Consider the following 19,280-nt stretch of genomic DNA (forward strand, 5'->3'; position numbering starts at 1 on the left):
GGTGAGAGCCATGAATATGGTACAGCGTTCTGATGTTGGGCGCGTTCGAACAGTCAATGAAGATCTATCTTGGGTACAAGCTCTTGACAGTGGGGTAACCCTTGCGATTGTTGCGGATGGTATGGGGGGGCATCAAGCGGGGGATACCGCGAGTCGGCTCGCCGTAGAGACCGTCTCTCAGCAATTGATGTCGATTGGTTCAGGGCTTTCTGCTGAAGAATTAGGCAATGCGCTAGCTGCAGCGATTTTGCGTGCGAACCGCGTGATTTACGAACTCGCTTCGCAAGACAGGAAGTATCATAATATGGGGACGACGATCGTTGCTGTCCTTCTCGATGGTCTGAAGGGGATGATCGGCCATATCGGAGATAGTCGCGTCTACAAAATTAATGAAGATGTGATTGAACAATTGACAGAGGATCATTCCCTCGTGAATGAACTGGTGAAGAAGGGTCAGATTAGCAGCGAAGAAGCACAGCATCATCCGATGAAAAATGTTGTGACTCGCGCATTAGGAACGGACCCGCATGTATCTGTGGAATTGATCCCAGTCGAACTGGCGCAGCACGACACACTCATGCTGTGCAGCGACGGGTTAAGTAATCGCGTTACGGAAGATGAAATGAAGCATACCGTCAATACCGTGCAGAACTCTCTTGCTGCGAGAGCAGATCAACTGCTTCAGTTAGCCCTTCAAGCGGGCGGGGAAGATAATATAACAGTTGTTCTATTAGAACAGACATCAAGAATTAACAACAATGCAGTAAGGGGGTGGGCGGAATGATTGGTCATGAACTAGGCGGACGTTATGAGATACTAACACGAATTGGCGGCGGCGGTATGGCGCTGGTCTACAAAGCCCAGGACCTGTTATTAGGTCGTAACGTAGCAGTCAAAATCTTGCGTCAAGAGTTCGTCCATGATGAGGAGTTTATTCGTCGTTTTCGCCGGGAGGCGCAGTCAGCTGCAGCCTTATCCCATCCGAATGTGGTAAGTATCTATGATGTAGGTCAAGAGGAAGATATTCATTACATTGTGATGGAATACGTCGAAGGACAGAATTTAAATGAGTATATTAAAGAGAAAGCGCCGTTGCAGGCCGAAGAAGCGATACATATTGCGATGCAAATCTGCGATGCGTTGGATCATGCGCACCAGAACGAGATTATTCACCGGGACATTAAGCCGCATAACATTCTTATCGGTAAAAATGGACGCGTGAAGGTAACGGATTTCGGGATTGCACGTGCTGTGACGTCGTCTACGATCACACAAGCAGGTTCGGTGTTGGGGTCCGTGCATTATTTCTCGCCAGAGCATGCGAAGGGTGTTGCTACGGGTGCAAAGTCAGATCTATATTCACTTGGCATTGTGTTGTATCAGATGCTTACAGCCCGTCTGCCTTTCCTTGGCGAGAGTCCAATCAGCGTTGCGCTGAAGCATCTGCAGGATGAGTTCGAGGAGCCGCGTGTGGTTAATCCGATGATTCCGCAGAGTGTGGAGAATATTATTCTGAAATCCATGCGTAAGAATCCGCAGGAACGCTATCAATCGGCCAAAGAGATGATGGCGGATTTGGATACATGTCTGTCGGCGAATCGGCTGCACGAGAAGAAGATTGATTTTATAGACGATGCATTCATCGATGAGCAGAAGACACGTGTGATCCCAGCGATTAAACCAGATCGTGTTCCGCCGAAGAAGACGGCTGCACCGAGTACTCGAGAAGTGAAAGATGAAGCGATAGAAGAGGAGTTCGAGACGAAAGAGCCCAAGAAGAAGTGGGTGAAACCAACCATTTGGGTCGGAGCGACACTCCTATTCCTAGCCGTCATGCTGGGCGTTGTGCTGTATGTGCAGAAGCTCGTCTATGTACCAGAAGTGACGGTACCAAACCTCGTGAAGCTCACGGAGGAAGAGGCGAGGAAGCAACTCACGGATCTCGGGATTAGTATTGAAGAGCCGGTGACTCGTGTGAATAAAGAAGGTTTTGCGAAGGGAATTGTATTCGAGCAGAGCAAGCCGGAAGGTACGAAGGTGAAGGAAGGTTCTTCGATCTCGATCTCAGTCAGTGAAGGTGTTCCAACCTTCAAAATGCCAGACGTGACGAATAAGTCGTATGCAGATGCACGTCAGATGCTAATTGATCTGAAGGTGCCAGAGAACCAGATTACGAAAGTGGAAGAAAATAATGATAATGTTGCTGCGGGCATCGTGTTCGCACAAACACCTGAGTTTGATACAGAAAGTGACCTCACGAAGCTGCAAGTACGTCTTACGGTAAGTAAGGGCAAATCAGCTATCCCGATGCCAAACTTAGTTGGCATAACAGAAGACGAAGCGAAGGCGCTGATTCAATCGAGCGGATTTAAGCTGGCAGCTGAATCGGGCGGCGTGAAGAGGGAGCCAAGCTACTTCCCGAAAGGTGAGGTATTCAAGCAATGGCCTTATGAACCGAAAGAGATGGCGGAACCGAATTCCGAGGTTATGATCTATGTAAGTTCGGGTTACCCGCCAGAAGCAATTGAATACACGTTCAATCTGCCAGTTGCGCCAGTTGAGGAGGGCAAGAAAAGCTCTATTCGGATTGTTTACTCCGATGCACGCGGAGAAAATATTGAATGGAGTGCCGCGCAGACCATCTCGCATGTACAGACCTTTGCAGTTGATCTTGTGCTTGCACCGAACAAAGATGGTGTCGTCAACGTCTATCGGAACAAAGAATTCCTCGATTCGTACCCTGTATCCTACTTCGATGCGAAGAATGGAACGGTTCAGATTCCGCAGATCGATGTCCCTGCAACAACGGACCCGACAACGGACGGAGGTACGACCGACGAATGGACTGATGGTACCGTTGATACAGGGAACAATGGAAATGGCAACGGAAACGGCAATGGCAATGGCCATGGTAATGGGAAAGATAAGAAAGATAAGCATAATGAAAATAATTAAGTCATATCAAACGAAGCGGAGGGATGCTGCCATTCGAAGAATAGGAGCGAGAATATGCCGCAAGGATTAATTGTTAAGGCATTAAGCGGTTACTACTATGTTGAAGCGTCAGGTGAGCTGATTCAATGCCGGGCGCGCGGAATTTTCAAGAAAAGAGGCGTGTCGCCGCTCGTGGGTGACTACGTTGAATTTACGGTTACCGAGAACGGGGAGGGGATGGTCGATGAGATCTCCCCTCGCTCTTCGGAGCTTATCCGTCCGCCGATCTCGAATGTGGAGCAAGCCATTCTTGTCTTCTCCGTTCAAGAACCAGAGCTCAATCTACAGCTGCTCGATAAATTCCTCGTTCATATTGAACATGCAGGACTCGATGTCGTAATCTGCTTCACCAAGGAAGATTTATTAGCAGAGTCGGTAGCGGAGAAGGAGGCATCGGTTCGTGCCGTATCTATGGAACAAGAGCTAACACGGATCGAGGATGCAGAAGCGTTGTACCAACAGATCGGCTACACCGTCATCCGTACAAGCTCTGTAACGGGTCTGGGCAAGGACGAGCTGATGGCGCAGCTGACAGGTAAAATCAGCGTCTTCGCTGGTCAATCGGGGGTTGGCAAGTCTTCGATGCTGAATGCGCTCTTGCCAGGGCTTGCGCTTGAGACGAATCAGATCAGCATGCGGCTGGGCCGCGGGAAACATACGACAAGACATGTGGAGTTGATCCCATTGCCAGATGGTGGATTTGTCGCGGATACGCCGGGATTCAGCCAGCTTGATTTCCTGGAACTGGGAGTTGAGGCTCTAGGCGATTGCTTCCGTGAGTTCCGGGAATATGCGGCAGGATGTAAGTTCCGAGGCTGTACACACATGCATGAGCCGGGCTGCAAAGTACTCGCTGCCAAAGAAGCAGGGGAGATTTCAGCGAGTCGGTATACGCATTACGAGCTGTTCTATAATGAAATGAAAGAAAAGAAGCGGAGGTACTAGAAGAATGAAACTTAAAATTGCTCCGTCCATTTTGTCTGCTGATTTTGCCAAACTGGGGGATGAAATTAAAGATGTTGAACGCGGAGGGGCTGACTGGATCCATGTCGATGTCATGGATGGCCATTTCGTGCCGAATATTACGATTGGTCCGTTGATTGTGGATGCCATTCGACCGCATACCACATTACCTCTTGATGTTCATCTCATGATCGAGAAGCCTGAACAGTATATTCCTGTATTCGCTAAGGCGGGGGCAGATTGGATTACCGTTCATGCTGAGGCATGTACGCATCTTCACCGTGTTATCCATATGATCAAAGAACTAGGGGTCAAGGCAGGGGTTGCTCTCAATCCAGCAACACCGTTGTCAGCGGTTGAGGAAATACTCGAAGATCTAGATATGGTCTTAATTATGACGGTGAATCCGGGTTTTGGCGGCCAGAGCTTCATCGAGAGCACGTTATCCAAAATTGCTAGACTGCGCAAAATGTTAGACGATCGCGGATTGCAGCATGTACATATCGAGGTCGATGGCGGTATTAACGAAGAGACCGTCGCGCGTGTGGTTCAAGCCGGAGCGGATGTGTTCGTTGCGGGCAGCGCGGTATTCGGACACCCAGATCGTAAAGCGGCAATGGACCGTATTCGTGATTGCATGACAACGTAGGGAGTGACTTTCGTGACAGCATTGTGGTTAATCGTAACCAGTCTTATCTCGGGTATATTGCTCGGGACGTATACGTTAATGGCGTCGCCTGCGAACTTAATCTGTTCCTTGCTGGCGCTTGTGATTACGATTTATTTCTTCCGTAAATATGAACGTCTTGCGATTCGGATTTGGTACGTGATTCTGTCGATTGTATTTTTTCTTCTCTTCATTGTGGTCATTACGATGATTCAGTTTGTGAAGGCGAATCCGATCCCTGCGTGAAAATTTAGTCTTCATTCTTACCACTCTTCTTTGGAATAGGGCATGCCGTTCCCGCATATGATGGTTACATAAGTGTGCGGGAGTGGGGGTTCTTTAGAAAATGTGTGGGAGGGTGGAGTATGAAATTTTATACATTCAAGTTACCGAAGTTTTTAGGAGGCTTTGTAAAGGCGATTCTGAATACGTTCCATAAGAACTAGCGCGTCATCGCGCGCTAACCCGCGGTATCGTCTTCTTCATCCTGTGGTGGAGACAAGGCTCTGCATAGACAAGGCAATTGGAATTATGCATGATGAAACTTATACAAGTTCTTTACATTTAAAAAAGCACCTGCGAACAGGTGCTTTTTGCTTATGAGTTTATCAGTTATTATACGCGAGCTACTTTACCGGATTTCAATGCGCGTGTGCTAACATAAACACGTTTTGGCTTGCCATCTACCAAAATACGAACTTTTTGAACGTTAACGCCCCAAGTGCGTTTGTTTTTGTTGTTTGCGTGGGAAACGTGGTTTCCTGTTTTTGGCGATTTGCCAGTTACGAAACATTTGCGAGACATTGAGTACACCCCCTTGTTCGAGACACCTGCATAAAACAATACTTATATATAATAGCATAGGCAAATTTACTACGTCAACTCACCAAAAAAACTTTATTTATTTATCTTATCTATTATAGTACAATGTTGATTAGTCCATAATACACAAAAAGGAGTGGAGAAGAGGATGACTATTCAACTCAGCATGGAAAGTGGAAAAGTGTACATATCTGATGATGTCGTAGCGATCATTGCAGGTTCTGCTGCTCTGGATTGTTATGGGCTGATAGGAATGGCTTCGCGCAAACAATTGAAGGATGGTATAGCTGAACTGCTCGGCCGCGAGAATTTGGCTCGTGGTGTTGAGATTCGTAAGGTGAATGACCAGGTTCAAATAGATTTATACATTATTGTCAGCTATGGCACGAAAATATCCGAAGTCGCTCATAATATTCAAGTTAAAGTGAAATATGTGCTGAATGAAATTGTCGGAATTCATGTCGATGTGGTGAATGTGTTTGTGCAAGGCGTACGTGTAATAAGTTAGGAAGGGGAATACACCTTGAGGAAGTTTTCATTGGATGGGGCAGATTTTACAAGCATGGTCTTGCGGGGTGCGAATCAATTGCATCAGTATTCCGATCATGTCAATTCATTAAATGTGTTTCCTGTCCCGGACGGAGATACAGGAACGAATATGAATTTAACGATGGCAGCGGGCGTGAATGCATTACGGGAGAAGAGCTCGCCGTCGTTAGGGAAGAGCGCTGAAGTGTTGTCCAAAGGACTTCTGATGGGCGCACGCGGAAATTCGGGGGTTATTCTCTCGCAATTATTCCGTGGATTCAGCAAGTCGGTCGCTTCGCTCGATTCCATCGATTCGAATCAATTTGCTGCCGCTCTGCAAAGCGGTGTGGATACAGCTTACAAGGCCGTCGTCAAACCTGTAGAAGGGACGATCTTGACGGTTGCCAAGGAGGCTGCCAAGCATGCGGTTCAAATGGCTCGCCGTATGACAGATATCGCGGAACTCATGCGTGAAGTGCTCCTGAAGGCAAACGAAGCTTTGGCGAACACGCCAAACCAACTGCCGGTACTGAAGCAAGTTGGCGTCGTGGATTCAGGAGGACAAGGACTTGTCTATATTTATGAAGGGTTCTTGCAAGCGATTGAAGCTGGCGAAGCAGCACATGCGGAAGTGCTGGCGCACCCTGCAACAGCAACATCAACTGTAGATCCGATGAAGAATATGGCGTCTGCGCAATCGCAATTATCGACAGAAGATATCGAATTTTTATATGATATGGAATTTTTCATTCAGTTAAATTTAGGAAAACCGCAAAAAGCATTCGACGAGCACCAATTCAGGAAAGCGCTTGCGAAGAACGGAGACTCGATCATCGTGATCGCGGATCAAGAGATTGTGAAGGTTCACGTACACTCCAAGACGCCGGGTGACGTCCTGACGGAAGCGCTGCAATACGGCGAACTGGTTAAGATCAACATTCTGAATATGCGTGAGCAGCACCGTGATCTATTAGCGGATGGTGGCGATGTGACACCGATGCCGGAGCTGTATCCTGCAATTGATCATGAAGAGGTAGGAACTGTTGAGACGGCTGTTGAGCCTCCGGCAGATGAGCTCGCAGCGTATGGCATGATCTCTGTCTCGATGGGACAAGGAATTTCTGACATCTTTACAAGTCTTGGCGTGGATGTCGTACTCTCAGGCGGTCAGACGATGAACCCAAGCACAGAGGATTTCGTGAAGGCGATTGAGTCCATTTCTGCGCAGCATATTTTGATTCTACCGAATAACTCGAACATTATTTTAGCGGCACAGCAAGCGAAGGAGCTTGTAACGGATCGCGAGGTGACGGTATTGCCTTCGAAGACGATTCCTCAAGGTCTTGCGGCAGCGTTTGCTTTCCAAGAAGACGAACCGGTTGAAGTGAATGTTGAAGCCATGGGACAAGCGATTTCACATGTTCAATCCGGTCAAGTTACGTATTCCATTCGGGATACGAGCCTAGACGGTCTTGAGATTAAGGCTGGCCACTATATCGGAATCCATAATTCCAAAATCGTCGCAACAACCGATTCCATTGTAGAGACATGTCAGGATTTGCTGCGTCAGATGATCGGCAGCGGCGATGAGATCGTCACGATCTTGGTCGGAGACGATGCAGAAGAGGAGACAACGGGGCAATTAACGTCATGGATGGCAGAGCAATTCCCAGATGCGGAAGTGGAGATTCATCCAGGCGGACAGCCAATCTATCATTATCTGTTCTCCGTAGAGTAGATCTTCGATCATTCGCATCGCGTATACCTAAGCCTTGATTAAGGAGGAATTAGATATGGGTCAAGTGCGTATTGTGACAGATAGTACCGGGGATATTCCCCGTGAGTTAAGAGAACAGTATCATATTCGAATGGTTCCGCTGAAAGTGCATTTTGGTGATGAGATGTACATGGATGCCGTGACGATTGAACCAGCACAATTCTATGATAAGCTTACGAGAGCGGAGAAGCTCCCGACGACGTCGCAGCCTTCTCCACTCGATTTTACCGAGGTCTATAAGCAATTGTTAATTGAACCGGAAACCGATATTATATCTATTCATTTATCTGCGGCGTTAAGCGGTACGTATCAATCAGCAGTCCTCGCGAAATCGATGGTGGAGGAAGAGGACACTGCTAATGTCGGACGTGTAACCGTTGTGAATTCCAGATCCGCCTCCTATGGGTTCGGACAGATGGTTGTCCAGGCGGCAAGACTGGCCGAACAAGGGAAGTCGAAGGATGAGATTCTAGCCATGATCGCGAAATTTCAGCAGGAGCGTAAACTATATTTCCTTCTCGATACGCTCGATTTCCTGCAGAAGGGCGGTCGGATTGGGAAAGCCTCTGCTGTACTTGGAACACTATTGAACATTAAACCGATTCTGTCGATTGATGAAGAAGGTGAAGTGCACGCTGTCGATAAGGTTCGCGGTCAGAAGAAAGCGATGGCGCGTGTCGTTGACATGTTCAAGAAGGATTTTGAAGGCAGACAAATACATATTGCTGCGGGGTATGCGACAGAGCGCGGCACGTTAGAAGAATTGATTGGTCTTATGCGTGAGCAATTCGATGTAGCTTCTGTGGAATATACAACGATTGGCTCGGTCATCGGAACCCATACGGGTCCAGGTGTGATCGCACTCTTCGTGACCCCGGTGAATGAGGGTTAGCCATGGAACAGTTAGATTTGAAACAAATTTCATTACGTAAAGTTAGTGGCGTGAGTGCTCCGAAGGAATTAGAGCTTCACGCCTTTGGCATTTTATCGGTAGCAGATTTGCTCGAATATTACCCCTACCGCTACGAGGACTATCGGCTAAGAGATTTAACCGAAGTGAAGGATGGCGAGAAAGTCACGGTGGAAGGGAAGGTTGCTAGCCCTCCCGTCGTATCTCGATTCGGCAAGAACAAGTCTCGCATGACTTGTAAAGTGATGATCGGTGATTTCCTAGTCACGGCAACGTGGTTCAATCGGCACTTCCTCCAGGAGCAGATCATTGCAGGTCGAGAGATTGTGCTTACGGGCAAGTGGGAGCAGAAACGGATGCAAATCACGGTCGCGGATTCGGAGTTCCCGGATCGCGGCGCCGGACGTAAGGGCACACTGCAGCCCGTCTATACGGTCGGCGGGAAGATCACGCAGACCTGGATGCGCAAGACGATGGTACAAGCTCTAACCCAGTTTGGGGCAATGATCGAAGAGGTGCTGCCTTATGATTTGGTTGAACGGTATCATTTCATGCCGCGTAAGCAAGCGATCGCGCTCATTCATCATCCGCAGAATACCGAAGAAGGGCAGCAGGCCCGCAAACGGATGGTCTATGAGGAACTATTCATGTTCCAATTAAAGCTGCAGGCATTCCGAACCTTGACGCGAGAGCGGATGGACGGGATTGCGCACCAAGTCGAAAATCGGACGGTTCGCGAATTCGTGCGCAGCTTGCCTTTCGAGCTAACCGATGCGCAAAAGCAGGTCGTTACCGAGATATTAAGCGATTTGCGCTCACCCAGCTGCATGAATAGGCTGTTGCAAGGAGATGTAGGGTCAGGGAAGACGGTCGTTGCTGCCATTGCCTTGTTCGCTACGGTGCGGGCAGGGTATCAGGGCGCGCTCATGGTGCCGACGGAGATTCTCGCTGAGCAGCATATGCGGTCGTTGCAGAAGCTGTTCGAGCCGCACGGCATTCAAGTCGGTTTGCTCACGGGCAGCGTGACGGGGCGCAAGCGGAAGGATTTGCTCGCATCGCTGCAGATGGGCATGATCGATATTGTAGTCGGCACGCATGCGCTGATTCAGGAGGATGTATTTTTCCGTCAGCTGGGTCTGGTTGTTACCGATGAGCAGCATCGATTCGGGGTCAATCAACGGAGTGTACTGAGACGTAAAGGCATGAATCCGGATGTGCTGACGATGACGGCGACACCGATTCCGCGAACGCTCGCCATCTCTGCTTTTGGCGATATGGATGTCTCGACGATCTCGGAGCGTCCGAAAGGGCGCAAGCCGATTCAGACCTTCTGGGTGAAGCACAGCATGCTAGAGCGTGTACTGGGCTTCATACGCAAAGAAGTGGATCAAGGCCGCCAAGCCTATATGATCTGTCCGTTGATCGAAGAGTCGGAGAAGATTGATGTGCAGAATGCCATCGATTTGCATGTTCAGATTCAGCAAGCGCTCCCTCACTACCTGGTAGGTCTTCTTCATGGTCGGATGAGCGCGCAGGAGAAGGAAGAGGTCATGCAGCGATTCAGTCGCAATGAAGTGCAGGTGCTGATCTCGACAACGGTCATTGAGGTTGGGGTCGATGTGCCGAACTCCACATTAATGATCGTGATGGATGCGGATCGGTTCGGCCTATCGCAGCTTCATCAGCTGCGTGGACGCGTCGGTCGAGGTGAACATCAATCCTACTGCATTCTGATCGCGGATCCGAAGTCGGAGGTCGGCCAGCAGCGTATGCAGGTCATGACGGAGACGGATGACGGGTTCGAGGTGTCGCGGCGCGATCTGGAGCTGCGGGGTCCGGGGGATTTCTTCGGGACGAAGCAGAGCGGCTTGCCGGAGTTCCGCCTCGCGGATATGGTGGCAGACTTCGCCGTGCTGGAGCAAGCGCGCGATGATGCAGCGAAACTCGTTAATGATGCGGATTTCTGGACGTCAGCGGCTTATATCGGGCTTCGCAAGTTCCTGCAGCGCGAACAAATTTTCCAAGGAGATTTGTTAGATTAGTTCAATTGACAAGCTGCCTCCGCATATACTGGGGAATATTGCAGAAGTTGGTTCCTCAGGAGGTGTCTATTCGTGAGCTATGTCAAGTATGGGATTAGCCCGGATTTCGTAGAGCGGGTCAAGACCAAGACGAAAAATCCGCAAGTGAAGGACAAATTGAAGAAAATGCTGGACGGCGTGAACAAACATGATCTTCAGGATCGGACGAAGGTTCGTCGACTCGTCAAATCAGCTGCGGTCATCCTGAATGAGAAAATATCAGGGACGCAGGAAGACCAGATTGTTGCATTCGTTCTGGCACAGAAAATTGATCCGAATAATACGTTTCATCTCATTAAGCTGTGGGGGATGTTCCGTTAGGTTTGCTATACCCCGTTCTAGGGAATGCCCGTACTTCGATTCTGGAAGGCGGGCTTTTTTTACCACTTCAGAAAGTTTAGTTTTTGTCATGCAACAACTTATACTTTCTGATTGGCGGTCGCTCATCTTCGAAAAGCCTCGATAGAGGGTTTCTCATAAATATAAGGCTGGAGACGTTTTTCGCGATTTGGGCAACATATGCTACAATAGGAAGCGCGGATACATGATGTACGTACATACGGGAGGGATTTGACGTGACAAGATTTCAAGCTTTTGTGATCGATCAACAAGATGAGGAAGTCATTACGCAAGTCAAGACGTTAACGATGGAAGATCTACCTGCTGGGGATGTCACCATTCGTGCTGCATATTCCAGTGTGAACTATAAAGACGGTCTGGCAACGCTGCCGGGCGGCGGCATTGTGAATCAATATCCCTTTATTCCGGGGATTGATGTTGCAGGGACGGTTGTCGAATCGAAGGACGAGCGGTTTGAAGAAGGCGATTTCGTATTGGTGACAGGATACGGGCTGGGTGTGTCCCATTTTGGTGGGTACAGTGAATATGTCCGAGTGCCCGGGGATTGGGTTGTGCATCTTCCTGAAGGCATTACCCTGAAGGAGTCGATGGCGCTCGGTACAGCTGGGTTTACTGCTGCATTATCTGTACATAAGTTAGAGCAACAGGGTCTGAGGCCGGATCAGGGCGAGGTATTAGTGACAGGTGCTTCTGGCGGCGTAGGCAGCCTTGCCGTGGCGATGTTATCGAAGCTCGGTTATCATGTGGTAGCTAGTACGGGCAAGTCGGAGGAGCATGACTTCCTGCGAAAATTAGGAGTGAAGGAGATCCTCTCACGAGAAGATGTATCGCCTGAGCAGATTAGACCGCTTAACAAAGCGCGCTGGGCGGCTGTTGTCGATCCTGTCGGTGGGAACACTCTTGCGCATGCGCTCAGTACGACCAAGTACGGCGGGGCTGTTGCGGTGAGCGGGATGACCGGGGGGGCAGGATTCCCAGGCAATGTATATCCGTTTATTTTGCGCGGAGTACAGCTCATTGGGATCGATTCTGTCTATTGTCCGATGGAGGAACGACTGGCGATCTGGAGACGGTTAGGATCGGATCTGAAGCCGGATTTGCTGCTCGAGGAGATCGGACGTGTTACGACGCTTGCGCATTTGTCGCATGAGCTGCAGATGATTCTGCAAGGAAAGCAGCGTGGACGGCTTATCGTAGCTTTATAACTGACAGAAATCGACATGATATGGTGGACGGTCGACGGTTGTTCTGATACAATAGAGGTAATTGGAAAATATTACGTTTGCGAAGAACGCAAGCTGAGGAGAAGGCTCCCGGTTTGCGTTCTTTTTTGTTGTCATCAGTATATAGGAAGGTGGATTCGTTATGAGAGTAAGACTGTCATCGCATTTGGACCGTGGCTTGAAGCATCGAAATACGGACCTATTCGGAAGGGAAGTTTGTGATGCGAAGGGGTCATTACAGAAGGACAGAGCTTGGATCGGAGCGCGTAAAGTCGATGGCGTGATTCATCAGCCTTGGTTCAAGCGACTACAGGAGCACCGTCAAGGACGAGATTTCACGTAAAGAGAGATGAGAATTGCAATAATGTAGGTGGAGGGGTAAAAAGGATGCCAGCTCAATCCGATAAGGTAAGAGCGGGGTATCCTTTTTTTTAGAGGCGGGTGACTTGATCAATCGGATCGATAGGTTTATAAGTACAACAGTCTAAATTTTTACGAATGACCAAAATGGTTATACAGTCAGTTCAAGTGCTATAACAGGTGAAAACATCAAAACAGAATGAGTACACCTATAGCAGGCTATAGGAGGGAGAACGATGAAGGTATTTGGTTTTTTGGGTTCTGAGATTCGGAGTATGCTGCGGAATAAATCCGTGCTGATCCCGGTCCTCGGTGTCCTGGTAATCCCTCTGCTCTATTCAGGGATCTATTTGATTGCCAATTGGGATCCTTACGGAAATGTCAAGAATATGCCCGTTGCGGTTGTTAACCAGGACAAACCCGTCATTTACGAAGGGAAGGAAATTGCAGTAGGACGCGAGCTGGTCAAGAAGCTGCATGAGAATCCGACCGTCGATTTTCATTATGTGACGAAGGATGAGGCGCAGAAGGGGCTCGATAATCACGATTTCTATCTGATGATTGAGATTCCTGAGCAAATGTCGCAGAGTGCAACGACGATTCTGGATCCCGTCCCACAGACGATGAAGCTGATCTATAAGGAAAATAGCAGTTATAATTTCTTATCTGGTCAAATCTCCGATAAAATCGTAGAGAAGCTGAAGAATGAAATCTCAAAGACGATGACGGAGACGTATGTGGAACAAATGTTCGGTGCGATTAACACGGTATCGGATGGGCTTAGCACGGCAAGCAAAGGCGCTGGTCAGATTGAAGACGGTCTTGCTCAGCTCGGGGACGGCATAACCGATTTCAAGCATCAAGTGAATTCACTCATCGATGGCAAACTGGCTTCAGCGGATGGCATGATGGATGAGTACATTCAAAAGTACGGCCAAGATTTACAGGCGAAGCTGCATGACCAGATTGATCAAGAAATTGCGAAGAATGAAGGTCCGATCAATGATAAAATTCATCAGGAAATCGATAAGACCGTCAATCTGAAGAATGATGCGTTGAAAGAAAAGCTGCATGAGCAAATCGATCAGTATGCCGATCAATACAGCAGTGTGATCAACGAGAAGCTCCATGATGAGATTGATCGGACGATGACGCAATATAATGATGCGGTTCGCCAGACGATGCATCAGCAGATTGATGCAACGATGGCCCAATATAATGATGCAATCAAGCAGATGATGCATTCGAAATTAAACGATGAGCTCAGCCAATACAGCGAGCCGATTCGGCAAATGCTTCATGCGCAGGTCGAATCGGAAGTGAACCAGCACAGCCAAGAGATTAAGGCGAATATCATTGCGGCGATCGATCAGGAGCTGAATGCCCAATTCCAGAAGTTCGTTGCGGATGCGAAGAAGCAGGCAGGACAGGTGGATGAAGTCATTCAACAGTTCCTGAAGGACGTGCAGCCGATCATCGACAAGCTGCCGCCAGATCAACAGGCGAAGCTGCAAGAGCAGCTTAAGAAGCTCGAAGAATTGAAGGGGTCGCTCGGCAAGTGGATCGATGACCAGATTCCTGTGTTGCAGCAGAAGATTCAGTCGCAGGTCAATGCGCTTGTGAGTCAGAAGCTGGATGAAATGCAGCCGAAGTTGGTCGCGAAGCTGCACGCGCTCGTGGATCAGAAATTCAAGGAGCTGGAACCGGCTGTGAATTCGATGCTGAATTCGATGCTTGATTCGAAATATGAAGCGTTAAAGCCGGAATTGATAGCCAAGATTCACGCCGCTGCGGATTCGAAATATGATGCGATGCAGCCGGAAGTGAACGAAAAGCTGCATGAGGCTGCTGACATGAAGTTCAATCAAATGAAGCCTGAGCTTGTCAGCGATATTCATAGCGCTGTCGAGGATAAATACAATGAGCTCGAACCGGAGTTCTTGAAGAAATTCCACAGCGCGGTCGATGAGAAGTACTTCATGATCTTGCCGAAGCTGGCAACTCAGCTGCATGAGATGGCGGATGTGAAATATAAAGCAGGCAAAGAAAAAGTGGATCAGCTCGCGCATGAGAAGCTGTCTGAGGTGAAAGGCAAGGTTGCCGATGCGAAGCATACGGTGAACGGGGCGTTCGATCAGCTTCTTGAAGGCCAGCAGAAATTAATTGCTGGGGAGCGGGAACTGAAGGATAAGCTTCGTGAAGGCGCTGAGAAGGCGACACAAGATCCTACAGCGTCCACGTACGAATATTTTGCCAACCCGGTTGCGAGCGATAAAGAGAGCAATCATGACGTGACGAATTATGGCCTCGGTATGGCGCCATACTTCCTTGCTCTTGGATTATTCGTAGGGGCCCTGATGTTCTCGATTATCTTCCCATTGTCGGAGACTTCGTCCAGACCGCCGTCAGCGCTTGCGTGGCTCGTGAGCAAATTCGGCATTATGTCGCTCGAAGGCTTCATCCAAATGCTGATCGTCGGACTGTTCGTGCTCTATGGACTTGACATTGAGGTGACGAACACGCCTCTATTCTTCATCGTATGTATGGTGACGAGCCTCACTTTCTTTGCGCTCGTCCAGTTCTTCACGACGTCGTTCGGCAATGTGGGACGTTTCATCGTGATTCTCCTGCTCGTATTCCAATTGTCGGCGTCTGCAGGGACATTCCCGATCGAATTAGCGCCTGATTTCTTCCAGGCGATTCATCCATTCTTGCCGATGACGTATGCGATCCGCGCTTTCCGTGGTGTGGTATCGAGTGGTAATTTCGCGGATGTCTGGACGAATATTGGTATGATGGGGATCTTCCTTGGAAGCTGCCTCTTCGGAAGCTATTGTTACTTCCGCCTTCGGTTCTTTAAGCTTCAAAAATCGGAGCGGCGGGAGCAGTCGGTGTCTGTGTAATGGATTGATACTAAAATCGTGAATAGAGAGATGAAGAAAAGGGAGCGCTGAGGCGCTCCCTTTTTGCGTTAATCAATGGAGGGATGATGTTCGTAATGGGTTATTCGCTGTCTTCGAGCGCGTTCTTCTGTAACGGCTTGATGATCGCATAGGCGAAGGTGAAGAAGGGGCTGGCCCATAGGAACACCGCATATGGCAAGTATTCAACGACCGGGACACCGAGCGTCGAAGCGAAGAAGGCGCCGCTGACCCCCCATGGGATCAAGGGGTTCACGAGCGTTCCACAGTCTTCGAGCGTCCGGGAGAGCGTTCTCGCCGGAATATGGCGCCGCGCATACTCGTCCTTGAACATCTGGCCCGGCAGCAGGATCGATAAATATTGCTCCCCTGTCATGCCGTTAACGGCAATGGAAGAAGCGCCGGTCATCAGTACGATGCTGCTCTTCCGCTTCAGCGGTTGAATGACGGTGCGGAAGAAAGCTTCGATGACGCCGCAATGCTGCAGCAGGCCGCCCAGCGATAAGGCGATCAAGATGAGCGATACGGACCACATCATCGACTGCAAGCCGCCGCGATTGACGATCGCAGCGACGGTCTCGTTCGCAATCGTACTCTTGTAGCCGCTCTGCATCACTTGGAACCACACGTCAATGGCGCCCTGATGCTGCACGAATGCAGTGATCAGGAGGCCGGTGACGATCCCTACGATTAGCGTCGGCAAGATGGGTACACGTCTGACGGAGCAAATGACGACAGCTAACGGCGACAGTAAGGTGAGCCAGTGGATATTGAAGCCTTCCTGCAGTGCAAGCTTGATCTGTTCCATCGAACTTAAATCGATCGTGTCGGTCTTCGTCGCGAATAGGAAGAAGATCGTCGTCACGATGAGAGCAGGAACGGTCGTATAGAGCATATGGCGGATATGCGTGAATAGCGTCGTACCTGCGACAGCGGGTGCGAAGTTCGTCGTATCGGATAGCGGTGACATTTTGTCGCCGAAGCAAGCGCCGCAAATGACGGCTCCCGCTGCTAGCGTTGGCGAGACGCCTGTCGTTGCCGCAATCCCCATAAAGGCGACGCCGACGGTACTCACAGTAGTGAACGAGCTGCCCGTAAATAACGAGATCATGATGGTCACATAGAGCGCACTCACGGCAAAATAATTCGGTTGAATATAATCCATGCCATAGTAGAGGATGGTTGGTACGGTACCGCTCATCATCCAGACGGCAATGAGTATCCCGATCAGGGAAAGGATCAGAATGGGCATGATCGCGGTCTGAATACCGCGAAGGATCGCCGATTCGATGCTTGTCCAAGAGATGCCGAATATCCATAAGAGCGTTGCGGTGCCGACTGTCGTCGCGAGAAGCGGGAGATGCGGCTCTGCCTTTAAGAGGAAGATCGAGATGAATAGCAGGGCGAGAATAAAGACAATGAGCAGCATGCTCTTGGAGAAACTGAGTTGTTTATTCATGATGTATTGCTCCTTCGTTGGTGTTCCTTGTGATTGCGCATTTATGCTTTTTAGCTTTTATGCGTTAAAGTATACGGGATATGCAGGGTTAACGTCAATGTTATCAACATACAGAACAGGATGATTTTAGGGAAGATGAGGGTGTGTCGGTTGCTTCAGTGTTCTGTCGGTTATGCAGCCTTATCCGGCATTATCTTCGGCGAGTTGTATCATCCTGCACAAGTCGATTCAAATTTAGGCACCGATTTCCATAAAATTCACTTGCATAACGAACACCTGTTTGGTATATAATAAATAACAATACGAATGTTTGTTCGTGGTGATTGAGAGTTAGGAATACGACTTGGAGGGTGTTAAATTGAGTCAACCAAGCGAAAGGGTCATCTTTTTAGCGGACTGTCAGAGTTTTTATGCGAGCGTAGAGAAAGCAGATCATCCAGAATATTACAACAAGCCGGTAGCTGTGGCAGGGGACCCTGCGCGAAGGTCAGGCATTATTCTGGCGGCCTGTCCCCTTGCGAAGAGCTTCGGTGTCACGACAGCGGAGCGTCTCGGGGAGGCGCTCAGGAAATGCCCGGATCTCGTGATTATGCGCCCTCGGATGCAGCACTACATCGATGTCTCCTTGCAGATCACACAAATCTACGAACAATTTACGGATCTGGTCGAAGTATTCAGCATTGACGAACAGTTCCTGGATATTACGGCAAGCCAGTCGCTGCTGGGGGATCCGGTCACGATTGCCCGAGCCATCCAGGACAGAGTGATGTATGAGACCGGCATACGTGTACGCGTCGGGATCAGCTCGAATAAGGTGCTCGCCAAGATCGCGACCGATATCTGGGCGAAGAAGAATAAGACGGGGATCTTCACGCTGTCGCGTTCCGATCTGGAGCGTACGTTATGGGAAGAGCCAGTTCATAAGATGTATGGCGTTGGCTCCCGAATGACCGCGCACTTCACGAAGCTCGGGATGATGAAGATCGGGGATATCGCCAGAACGCCGCTGCCGGAATTGAAGGAGAAATTCCGTGCGCGCTTCGGCAAGCAGTCCGACATTCACGCCGAGGTCATGTGGCGTACGGCGAACGGTCTGGATGACAGCCCGGTGTCGCCAGGCACCTTCCATGTCGCACCCAAGTCGGTCGGACACATGATGACGCTGCCCCGGGATTATGCGGACGCTTCGGAGGTCGACACGATCCTGCTCGAGCTGACGGAGGAGGTCTGCCGCGATTGCCGGCAGAAGGGCTATATGGGCTCGGTCGTGACGGTGAGTTGCATGTGCAGCCCGTATGAGGCGCCGACAGGCTTCTCCCGCCAGATGAAGATGCCTGATCCGACGAACAATACGAACAAAGTATTCGAGGCCGTGAAGACGATCTTCTACAAGTATTGGGATCAGATGCCTGTGCGGCGTGCCGGCGTCATGCTCAGTGCGCTTACCGACGACGATGCGTATCAGCTGACGTTGTTCGAGGATCAAGAACGGATGCGAGCGCTCGACCGGGCAACGGATCGAATTAAGGAACGATACGGCAGTGCGGCCATCATGCGGGCTTCGTCTGCCACGAAGGCAGGGCAAGCGGCGGAACGGTCGATGAAAATTGGGGGGCATTATAAATGAGTAAGAAGCTGGAGAATAACGGTCTATGGGAGTCGAGTCGTATGATGCTGCCACAGCATCGAGAAGCTTTACTCAGCAGGCATCATGACCGTCGGGGCGTGAGGTCGGATCCTCCCAAGCGGGAAGACATGGAATTAATACGTGATTATATTCTGCTTCCCATCATGCACACGCTAGTTATCAAGAAAGTCTCAGAAGCGAAGGTCTCCACCGAGACGCTAAAATCATTATATGCCATGGCAGCCCAAGTTCTCGCCGCCAATATATACAAAGATCTATCCAAGGTAAAACAAGAAATGATGGAAAAAGAAATCCGCGTTGTCAATGAGGAAAAGCATGAGGATGTATTGAAGCTGCATTATGCCTATCATGATTTTGAAGATCGGTTGATTATAACCAAAGAATACATGAAGGCGGAAATAAGCAAGAGATTAGCCCGATATACGGATAGTCTCATCATAAAATTAAGTAGACTCTAAATGTCATTTCGTAGAACAAAGAGGAGCATTTGCCGCGGCGAATGCTCCTCTTTGTTAATGAAACCAAGGATAATGAATGTTTTTCTTATTGTTTGTAAAGGGGATGTAA

18 protein-coding genes are annotated in these 19,280 nt (G+C 49.4%); 16 read left to right on the forward strand and 2 right to left on the reverse strand.

The features are described from left to right. Positions 1 to 10 precede the first annotated feature (10 nt). The 6 genes from GCU39_RS03985 to spoVM all read left to right on the forward strand — a co-directional run bounded on the left by GCU39_RS03985 (position 11) and on the right by spoVM (position 5,070). A complete protein-coding gene (locus GCU39_RS03985) occupies positions 11 to 784 on the forward strand; it encodes a Stp1/IreP family PP2C-type Ser/Thr phosphatase (protein WP_152392322.1) in 774 nt (257 codons plus the stop codon). Then, the gene (gene pknB, locus GCU39_RS03990; protein ID WP_152392323.1) at positions 781 to 2,955 is read left to right on the forward strand and encodes a Stk1 family PASTA domain-containing Ser/Thr kinase; all 2,175 of its coding nucleotides are present in this window, start codon (positions 781 to 783) and stop codon (positions 2,953 to 2,955) included. Before GCU39_RS03985 ends, pknB begins: the two co-directional genes overlap by 4 nt. 54 nt (positions 2,956 to 3,009) lie before the next feature. After that, complete coding sequence (gene rsgA / locus GCU39_RS03995) at positions 3,010 to 3,939, forward strand: ribosome small subunit-dependent GTPase A (RefSeq protein ID WP_152392324.1); 930 nt, start codon at positions 3,010 to 3,012, stop codon at positions 3,937 to 3,939. Positions 3,940 to 3,943: 4 nt separating this feature from the next. Continuing rightward, on the forward strand, positions 3,944 to 4,606 hold the full coding sequence (gene rpe, locus GCU39_RS04000; RefSeq protein WP_152392325.1) for a ribulose-phosphate 3-epimerase: 663 nt from the start codon (positions 3,944 to 3,946) through the stop codon (positions 4,604 to 4,606). A 12-nt stretch (positions 4,607 to 4,618) separates the two neighbouring features. Beyond that, positions 4,619 to 4,870 (forward strand): hypothetical protein, encoded by a 252-nt coding sequence (locus GCU39_RS04005; RefSeq protein ID WP_152392326.1) that lies wholly within the window; start codon positions 4,619 to 4,621, stop codon positions 4,868 to 4,870. A gap of 119 nt (positions 4,871 to 4,989) precedes the next feature. After that, positions 4,990 to 5,070, forward strand: a complete 81-nt coding sequence (spoVM, locus tag GCU39_RS04010; protein WP_018751565.1) for a stage V sporulation protein SpoVM — start codon at positions 4,990 to 4,992, stop codon at positions 5,068 to 5,070. 169 nt (positions 5,071 to 5,239) lie between these two features. Here the strand turns inward: spoVM and rpmB are convergent, their stop codons facing one another. After that, entirely contained in the window at positions 5,240 to 5,428 is a 189-nt protein-coding gene (gene rpmB, locus GCU39_RS04015; RefSeq protein ID WP_018756532.1) for a 50S ribosomal protein L28, read from the reverse strand. 166 nt (positions 5,429 to 5,594) lie between these two features. Here rpmB and GCU39_RS04020 point away from each other — a divergent pair, with 166 nt between their 5' ends. The 8 genes from GCU39_RS04020 to GCU39_RS04055 all read left to right on the forward strand — a co-directional run bounded on the left by GCU39_RS04020 (position 5,595) and on the right by GCU39_RS04055 (position 15,588). Continuing rightward, a complete protein-coding gene (locus GCU39_RS04020) occupies positions 5,595 to 5,954 on the forward strand; it encodes an Asp23/Gls24 family envelope stress response protein (protein ID WP_018756531.1) in 360 nt (119 codons plus the stop codon). A gap of 15 nt (positions 5,955 to 5,969) precedes the next feature. Then, a complete protein-coding gene (locus GCU39_RS04025; protein WP_193726758.1) occupies positions 5,970 to 7,712 on the forward strand; it encodes a DAK2 domain-containing protein in 1,743 nt (580 codons plus the stop codon). A 55-nt stretch (positions 7,713 to 7,767) separates the two neighbouring features. Further along, positions 7,768 to 8,643: a DegV family protein gene (locus tag GCU39_RS04030; protein ID WP_152392327.1), complete on the forward strand. Its 876-nt coding sequence runs from the start codon at positions 7,768 to 7,770 to the stop codon at positions 8,641 to 8,643. A 2-nt stretch (positions 8,644 to 8,645) separates the two neighbouring features. Then, on the forward strand, positions 8,646 to 10,703 hold the full coding sequence (gene recG, locus GCU39_RS04035) for an ATP-dependent DNA helicase RecG (RefSeq protein ID WP_152392328.1): 2,058 nt from the start codon (positions 8,646 to 8,648) through the stop codon (positions 10,701 to 10,703). A gap of 72 nt (positions 10,704 to 10,775) precedes the next feature. Continuing rightward, on the forward strand, positions 10,776 to 11,063 hold the full coding sequence (locus tag GCU39_RS04040) for a stage VI sporulation protein F (protein WP_152392329.1): 288 nt from the start codon (positions 10,776 to 10,778) through the stop codon (positions 11,061 to 11,063). 254 nt (positions 11,064 to 11,317) lie between these two features. After that, positions 11,318 to 12,307 (forward strand): NADPH:quinone oxidoreductase family protein, encoded by a 990-nt coding sequence (locus GCU39_RS04045; RefSeq protein WP_152392330.1) that lies wholly within the window; start codon positions 11,318 to 11,320, stop codon positions 12,305 to 12,307. Between the two features lie 160 nt (positions 12,308 to 12,467). Continuing rightward, positions 12,468 to 12,668: a hypothetical protein gene (locus tag GCU39_RS04050; protein ID WP_152392331.1), complete on the forward strand. Its 201-nt coding sequence runs from the start codon at positions 12,468 to 12,470 to the stop codon at positions 12,666 to 12,668. A 253-nt stretch (positions 12,669 to 12,921) separates the two neighbouring features. Further along, positions 12,922 to 15,588, forward strand: a complete 2,667-nt coding sequence (locus GCU39_RS04055; protein ID WP_152392332.1) for a YhgE/Pip domain-containing protein — start codon at positions 12,922 to 12,924, stop codon at positions 15,586 to 15,588. 100 nt (positions 15,589 to 15,688) lie between these two features. On the opposite strand, the gene nhaC is transcribed toward GCU39_RS04055, so the two are convergent. Further along, entirely contained in the window at positions 15,689 to 17,065 is a 1,377-nt protein-coding gene (gene nhaC, locus GCU39_RS04060; protein WP_152392333.1) for a Na+/H+ antiporter NhaC, read from the reverse strand. Between the two features lie 358 nt (positions 17,066 to 17,423). On the opposite strand from nhaC, the gene GCU39_RS04065 reads away from it, so the two are divergent. After that, positions 17,424 to 18,692, forward strand: coding sequence for a DNA polymerase IV (locus tag GCU39_RS04065; protein ID WP_152392334.1), 1,269 nt, complete (start codon positions 17,424 to 17,426; stop codon positions 18,690 to 18,692). Then, a complete protein-coding gene (locus GCU39_RS04070) occupies positions 18,689 to 19,171 on the forward strand; it encodes a YhjD family protein (protein WP_152392335.1) in 483 nt (160 codons plus the stop codon). Before GCU39_RS04065 ends, GCU39_RS04070 begins: the two co-directional genes overlap by 4 nt. Positions 19,172 to 19,280 lie beyond the last annotated feature (109 nt).

Source organism: Paenibacillus guangzhouensis (genome assembly GCF_009363075.1).
GTDB classification, from domain to species: Bacteria; Bacillota; Bacilli; order Paenibacillales; family Paenibacillaceae; genus Paenibacillus_K; species Paenibacillus_K guangzhouensis.

Coding starts and splice junctions, on each gene's coding strand:
- rpe (WP_152392325.1), top strand. CDS start 3,944: ATGAAACTTAAAATTGCTCCGTCCATTTTGTCTGCTGATTTTGCCAAA.
- GCU39_RS03985 (WP_152392322.1), top strand. CDS start 11: ATGAATATGGTACAGCGTTCTGATGTTGGGCGCGTTCGAACAGTCAAT.
- GCU39_RS04070 (WP_152392335.1), top strand. CDS start 18,689: ATGAGTAAGAAGCTGGAGAATAACGGTCTATGGGAGTCGAGTCGTATG.
- GCU39_RS04030 (WP_152392327.1), top strand. CDS start 7,768: ATGGGTCAAGTGCGTATTGTGACAGATAGTACCGGGGATATTCCCCGT.
- spoVM (WP_018751565.1), top strand. CDS start 4,990: ATGAAATTTTATACATTCAAGTTACCGAAGTTTTTAGGAGGCTTTGTA.
- recG (WP_152392328.1), top strand. CDS start 8,646: ATGGAACAGTTAGATTTGAAACAAATTTCATTACGTAAAGTTAGTGGC.
- rsgA (WP_152392324.1), top strand. CDS start 3,010: ATGCCGCAAGGATTAATTGTTAAGGCATTAAGCGGTTACTACTATGTT.
- GCU39_RS04020 (WP_018756531.1), top strand. CDS start 5,595: ATGACTATTCAACTCAGCATGGAAAGTGGAAAAGTGTACATATCTGAT.
- rpmB (WP_018756532.1), bottom strand. CDS start 5,428: ATGTCTCGCAAATGTTTCGTAACTGGCAAATCGCCAAAAACAGGAAAC.
- pknB (WP_152392323.1), top strand. CDS start 781: ATGATTGGTCATGAACTAGGCGGACGTTATGAGATACTAACACGAATT.
- GCU39_RS04050 (WP_152392331.1), top strand. CDS start 12,468: ATGAGAGTAAGACTGTCATCGCATTTGGACCGTGGCTTGAAGCATCGA.
- nhaC (WP_152392333.1), bottom strand. CDS start 17,065: ATGAATAAACAACTCAGTTTCTCCAAGAGCATGCTGCTCATTGTCTTT.
- GCU39_RS04055 (WP_152392332.1), top strand. CDS start 12,922: ATGAAGGTATTTGGTTTTTTGGGTTCTGAGATTCGGAGTATGCTGCGG.